This is a genomic window from Flavobacterium sp. GNP010, assembly GCF_056428945.1.
The window spans coordinates 1-5,174 of record NZ_JBWJVK010000073.1; the positions used below are offsets into that span (position 1 = coordinate 1).

The 5,174-nt window shown below is 35.9% G+C and carries 7 protein-coding genes and 1 pseudogene; 2 read left to right on the forward strand and 6 right to left on the reverse strand.

The features are described from left to right. The 4 genes from AC061C_RS15170 to AC061C_RS15185 all read right to left on the reverse strand — a co-directional run. Nucleotides 1-269 (reverse strand): DUF421 domain-containing protein (locus tag AC061C_RS15170; RefSeq protein ID WP_478291868.1); only part of this gene is annotated, 269 nt, incomplete at its 3' end. Between the two features lie 9 nt (nucleotides 270-278). Further along, nucleotides 279-623: a DUF5615 family PIN-like protein gene (locus AC061C_RS15175; RefSeq protein WP_478291869.1), complete on the reverse strand. Its 345-nt coding sequence runs from the start codon at nucleotides 621-623 to the stop codon at nucleotides 279-281. Further along, nucleotides 620-844 carry a DUF433 domain-containing protein gene (locus tag AC061C_RS15180; RefSeq protein WP_417970856.1) on the reverse strand — a complete coding sequence of 75 codons (225 nt, stop codon included), beginning with the start codon at nucleotides 842-844 and terminating at the stop codon, nucleotides 620-622. Before AC061C_RS15180 ends, AC061C_RS15175 begins: the two co-directional genes overlap by 4 nt. A 38-nt stretch (nucleotides 845-882) precedes the next feature. Further along, the gene (locus tag AC061C_RS15185; RefSeq protein WP_478291870.1) at nucleotides 883-1,857 is read right to left on the reverse strand and encodes a D-alanine--D-alanine ligase; all 975 of its coding nucleotides are present in this window, start codon (nucleotides 1,855-1,857) and stop codon (nucleotides 883-885) included. 214 nt (nucleotides 1,858-2,071) lie between these two features. Between AC061C_RS15185 and AC061C_RS15190 the strand changes: the two genes are divergently transcribed. After that, the gene (locus tag AC061C_RS15190) at nucleotides 2,072-2,695 is read left to right on the forward strand and encodes a PASTA domain-containing protein (protein WP_478291871.1); all 624 of its coding nucleotides are present in this window, start codon (nucleotides 2,072-2,074) and stop codon (nucleotides 2,693-2,695) included. Further along, entirely contained in the window at nucleotides 2,685-3,728 is a 1,044-nt protein-coding gene (locus AC061C_RS15195) for an RluA family pseudouridine synthase (RefSeq protein ID WP_478291872.1), read from the forward strand. Before AC061C_RS15190 ends, AC061C_RS15195 begins: the two co-directional genes overlap by 11 nt. A 192-nt stretch (nucleotides 3,729-3,920) precedes the next feature. Here AC061C_RS15195 and AC061C_RS15200 read toward each other — a convergent pair whose 3' ends face one another. Both AC061C_RS15200 and AC061C_RS15205 read right to left on the reverse strand, forming a co-directional pair. Continuing rightward, a complete protein-coding gene (locus AC061C_RS15200) occupies nucleotides 3,921-4,934 on the reverse strand; it encodes a M28 family peptidase (RefSeq protein WP_478291873.1) in 1,014 nt (337 codons plus the stop codon). Nucleotides 4,935-4,940: 6 nt separating this feature from the next. Beyond that, a pseudogene (locus AC061C_RS15205) lies at nucleotides 4,941-5,174 on the reverse strand (DUF3667 domain-containing protein); the annotation flags it as partial.

Consider the following 5,174-nt stretch of genomic DNA (forward strand, 5'->3'; position numbering starts at 1 on the left):
CGGTACAAAAGTATGATAACTAGAAATACGGTTATAGGAGGGATGATACCAACTTCTTCATAAAACATGGGATCTCCGGCTGCAGATCCTAAAGCAATAATGATAACTGTTTCAAAAACAGATAATTGCTTCACGCCACGTTTTCCAGCTACTTTTAATGTCAGCAATAAAACGGTAAACATTATGGTAGAACGGAAAATGACTTCTAAAAGAAATGATTCTGGTAAGTCATTGTATAATAATCGGTTCCATTCAAAGATTTCTGTCATAACTAAAATTTAATTGCTAACCTCCAAACAGGCTATTTGCGAATATTCATCTGCATTTATAAAATCTTTGATCAGCAGATTTTTTGAATTTAATAGATCTGCCAGAAAATCAGTTTTGGTATTTCCAAAACGCAACCAAATTATTTTTGGTGGAAAACCTTTAAAATTGGATAAATCAAAAAAATCGGCATCAAAAGTTACAATAGTAAATTTGTTTTCTTTGGCATACTTCCATATTTCAATATCGGAATAATTTTCAATTCCGAGTTGTCTGACTTGTTTTGAGTTAGGGAAATTTTCTTCAATTTTAGAGATAATTCTAAAAGAAATATTTTGGTCAAACAATAAACTCACGATGCGATTTGAATTTTGTGTTCTCTATCGGCTGCGTAAGCAAGACAAGCTTTGATTTGATTTTCATCAAGTTCCGGAAAGTCTTCGATGATTTCATTCGTTGTCATTCCGTTTGCCAGCCAATTTAAAACATCAAAAACTGTAATTCTGGTTCCAATTATTGTTGGTTTACCAAATCGAACTTCTGAATTTATTGCGATATATTGTTTGTAATCGATCATGAGAATTTTGTTTTATACAAAGTTAACGAAATAATCAGTTATTCGTGCAAAGACAATTCTATCGCATTAGTAAACAAATCCTCCAGTGCAATGCCAGCGGCTTTGGCTTGTTGCGGAATCAAACTTTCTGTTGTTAATCCTGGAATAGTATTCATTTCCAGCATGTGTGGTTCTCCGTTTACCAATATAAATTCGCTTCTAGAGAAGCCTTTCATTTTGAGTACTTCGTAAGCGCGTTTGGCTATTTCGCTCACTTTTTGGGTAATTTCGTCTGAGATTCTTGCCGGTGTGATTTCCTGAGATTTACCCAAATATTTGGCCTCATAATCGAAGAAATCATTATCAGAAACAATTTCAGTTATTGGAAGTACAGTTACAGTTCCTTTATAATTGATCACTCCCACAGAAACTTCGGTGCCGTCAAGGAAACTTTCTATAATGATTTCATTGTCTTCTTTGTAAGCGACTTCTATCGCGATTGGCAATTCGACAACAGTTTTTACTTTTGAAATTCCGAAACTAGAACCGGCTTTATTGGGTTTTACAAAACAAGGCAAACCAACTTTAGCGACAATTTCGTCTGTATTGATGGCGTCGCCTTTGTTTAAGTAATAAGATGTTGCGGTTTTTATTCCGTATGGTTTTAAAACGGATAATAAATCACGTTTGTTGAACGTTAATGCGGCTTGGTAATAATCGCAGGATGTTTGCGGAATATGCAATAATTCGAAATACGCTTGCATCAATCCGTCTTCTCCTGGTGTTCCGTGAATGGCATTGAAAACACAGTCGAAAGTGATTTTGTTTCCATTAACGGTTACAGAAAAATCATTTTTATCGATAGGGAATTCAGCGTCATTAGCATCAACATAGACCCATTTTTCTTTAAAAATATGAATTCGGAATCCGTTGTATTTTGTTTTGTCCAGAAATTGATAGACGACGTTTCCGCTGATAAGTGAGATTTTATACTCGCTGGAATATCCGCCCATGATGATGGCTATATTTTTCATTTTTTATAGGATAATTGTTGTGAAAACGATTTGTTTTTAGCCCCGATAGCAGCGATATCCTTTCTTTTTTTTCTTTAAAAAAGCAAAGATATAAGCGAATAGCGGGAAATAGCTCCTGAAAATCATCAGTACTAATCCTAAAAACTATTAAACAAAATTATCATTTTTTTTGAAACGAAATAGCTTTATCTTTGCCACATATAAAAATAAATTTATGAGTTTACGTAAGTACCTAACTAGTCGTGTTTTTCTTATACAAATGTTAATTGCAATAACCATCATTGCGGCTTTGGGGTATTTGTTTATGCATTGGCTGACGTTTACAACGGATCATGGTCACGAAATTGCGGTTCCAAACTTAAGTAAATTGACTGAAGAGCAAGTGGAGGAAAAGCTAGATGAAATGGATTTAGATTATGTCCTTTTGGATAGTGTGGATTATAGAAGCGATTTTCCGCAGTATAGTGTTGTGGAACAAGATCCGTCACCAGGGACTATGGTTAAAGTGGGTCGAAAAATTTACATTAAAATAAATACGTCAGGTTTTTCATCTGTACGAGTTCCTGATTTAATCGAAAAAACGTATCGTGAAGCGGTTCCTACACTGAAAGCATTAGGACTTGAGGAGGGTACTATTACGTATGTTCCTAACTTAGGAAAGGATATGGTTCTGGAAATGCGTTTTAAAGGGAGAAATCTAAAAGTAGGAGACCGTGTTTTGAAATCATCTAAAATTGATTTGGTTTTAGGCGATGGAAAAATGAGTTATGAAGAAGAAGAAACTGCAGCAGATACTCTGGCTGCTCCAATAGAAGAAACACCAGTTGATGAACAATAATATAGATACAATAGATTTAGAAGACGAGTTATTTGAACATTTTAGATTTGAAGTTCCCAAAGGCCAAGCATCCTTGCGAATTGATAAATACTTGATGAGCCTGATACAAAACGCGACTCGCAATAAAATACAAACTGCAGCAACCGAAGGAAATATTTTTGTAAACGATGCTACGGTAAAATCGAATTACAAGGTAAAAGCCAATGATGTGGTTCGCGTGATGCTTACCCATCCTCCATACGAAAACCATATTATTCCGGAGAATATACCGCTTGATATTGTGTATGAAGATGATACCCTTTTATTGATTAACAAATTGCCAGGAATGGTGGTTCATCCTGGTCACGGGAATTATACTGGAACCTTGGTACATGCATTGGCCTATCATTTTGATAATTTGCCAATGAACAGCAGCGAACGTCCTGGGCTAGTTCATAGAATTGATAAGGATACTTCGGGTTTATTAGTGATCGCTAAAACCGAAGCAGCGATGACACATCTAGCTAAGCAATTTGAAGCCAAAACTTCGGAAAGAGAATATGTAGCTTTGGTTTGGGGAAATGTAGTTGAGGATAAAGGAACTATTGAAGGCAACTTAGCAAGACACTTGAAAGATCGCATGCAAATGGCGGTTTTTGCTGACCCTGAAATAGGTAAACCAGCAATAACCCATTATAAAGTTTTAGAGCGTTTTGGGTATGTAACGTTGATTTCGTGCCAACTAGAAACCGGTAGAACACACCAGATTCGTGCACACTTAAAACACATAGGACATCCATTATTTAATGATGAGCGCTATGGTGGTCATTTGATTTTGAAAGGAACTACGTTTACCAAATACAAACAGTTTATAGACAACTGTTTCAAAGCGTTACCAAGACAAGCTTTACACGCCAAAACGTTAGGGTTTGTGCATCCTACAACTGGTGAAATGATGCGTTTTGACACAGAACTTCCGCAGGATTTACAGGATTGCATCGAGAAATGGCGAGGCTATTCAAAATCCCATGGTACAGACGAAGTAGAAGAATAAAATATGAGAAGCCCCGTATTGGGGTTTTTTTGTGGATTTAATCGTGGTACATTATATTTTGAAACTATTATTATAGGCTCGCAATAGCTTTTCAAAAAAAAGTCTCAAATTCTCTCGATTTTATTGGAAGAATTTGAGACTTCTTAGCTTAAATACATCTCCATTGAAATTTAGGAAATGCTTTTGTGTGTATTATTTTTTATCTACTACAGGTCTGTTTTCTCGATTGGCCAGTTCCCAGGCAGTTACAAATGCAAATTGTGTTCTTTTAGCCAAAGCATCATACTCTATTTTGTCTGGACTGTCCGTAGGTTTATGATAATCAGCATGAACGCCATTAAAAAGAAAAACAGATGGTATTCCTAATTTAGCAAAGTTATAATGATCAGAACGCTCATAGAAATGGTTTGGATCTTTAGGATCATTGAACCTGTAATCTAAATCTAGTTTAGTGTAAGTGGCGTTTGCAGTAGTACAAATAGCATCTAAATCTGTTGACAGACGGTCTGCGCCAATTACATAAACGTAGTTGTTACTTCCAGCATGTGCTTCATCACGGCGGCCTATCATATCGATATTAATATCAGTTATAGTATTGGCAATGGGAAACAGTGGATTTTCAGAATAATAACGAGAACCATGTAAGCCGTGTTCTTCGCCAGTAACATGAAGAAAAAGGATAGATCTTTTAGGACCATTTCCTGCTTTTTTCGCCATTTGGAATGCTTGTGCAATTTCTAATAATGCCACTGTTCCAGAACCATCATCATCTGCACCATTATAAATTTCTCCATTACGTGCTCCCACGTGATCGTAGTGCGCAGAAATTACCAATATTTCATTTGGTTTTTCTGAACCTTCGATAAAGGCCCAAATATTTTCAGAATCGGGCAGGTTCTCATTGTACTTGGCATTTAGGAATGCAGCTGGAATTTTTTGATAATAGTCAGCGGCAATAGTAGGATAGGGAATGCCGTTTTTCTTGTATTGATCAATAAGGTAAACACCTGCTTTTTTTTGTCCTGCTGAACCGGTTTCGCGACCTTCCATCTCGTCTGCAGCTACAATATACAAGTGAGTTTTTAATTCATCTGCGGTAATGGTATTCATGTATTTTGTAGGTTCAGTAACTGCGGTACTGATTTTTTGTGAGGTACAGCTACTCGTTAAAACGATAAGTATACCTAGTAAAGAAATTTTTTTCATGATTTTTTAATGTAAATTGATAAAGGTGTAAATAACATATAATGATAAAAGTAATATAATTATGATGACGTTTATGAAAAACAGCACGCTAGTTTTAATAAAGGATACCACGCGTTTTTCTCCGTAAAAACGATGGTGTGCTGGATAGAAATAATAGAGCATCCAGCCGATACCAATTGTGTTAACTATTATTTGAATAAATGTGAGAACGGTAGATTCAATAACCGCATCAATCCCCTT